Here is an 835-nt window from a genome sequence, read left to right as displayed (position 1 = left end):
GTGGCCCCCGCAGCCCCCGGTGCCATCTTGAATGCCATCAGCGACAGCGGCACCCAAGGCGACAACACCACCACCGACAACACCCCCACGCTCAGCGGCACCGGCACGCCCGGCAACACCATCAGCATCAAAGACGCTGCTGGCAACGTCATCGCCACCGCTGTGGTGGCGGCCAACGGCACCTGGATGGCCACGCCCGTCAACCCACTGCCTGTGGGCCTGAACAACCTCAGCGTCATCGAAACCAACCCCGCTGGCATGACCAGCGCCCCCACCGCACTGCCGCTCACCATCCAAAGCGCAGTCGTCCCCGTGGCCCCCGCAGCCCCCGGTGCCATCTTGAATGCCATCAGCGACAGCGGCACAAAAGGTGACAACACCACCACCGACAACACCCCCACGCTCAGCGGCACCGGCACGCCCGGCAACACCATCAGCATCAAAGACGCTGCTGGCAACGTCATCGCCACCGCTGTGGTGGCTGCCAACGGCACCTGGATGGCCACGCCCGTCAACCCACTGCCCGTGGGCCTGAACAACCTCAGCGTCATCGAAACCAACCCCGCTGGCATGACCAGCGCCCCCACCGCACTGCCGCTCACCATCCAAAGCGCAGTCGTCCCCGTGGCCCCCGCAGCCCCCGGTGCCATCTTGAATGCCATCAGCGACAGCGGCACCCAAGGCGACAACACCACCACCGACAACACCCCCACGCTCAGCGGCACCGGCACGCCCGGCAACACCATCAGCATCAAAGACGCTGCTGGCAACGTCATCGCCACCGCTGTGGTGGCGGCCAACGGCACCTGGATGGCCACGCCCGTCAACCCACTGC

General features: G+C 66.8%; 1 protein-coding gene. It reads left to right on the top strand.

All coding sequences use genetic code 11. The annotated features are described in order from the left end of the window. Window positions 1-835, top strand: an 835-nt coding sequence (locus tag H663_RS41920) for an Ig-like domain-containing protein (RefSeq protein WP_165803990.1), incomplete at both ends; no start/stop codon positions are given.

Source organism: Limnohabitans planktonicus II-D5, assembly GCF_001270065.2.
Classification (GTDB): Bacteria; Pseudomonadota; Gammaproteobacteria; order Burkholderiales; family Burkholderiaceae_C; genus Limnohabitans_A; species Limnohabitans_A planktonicus.
Note: the sequence above shows the minus strand (reverse complement) of the source record. Positions and strands in the feature narration are given on the sequence as shown.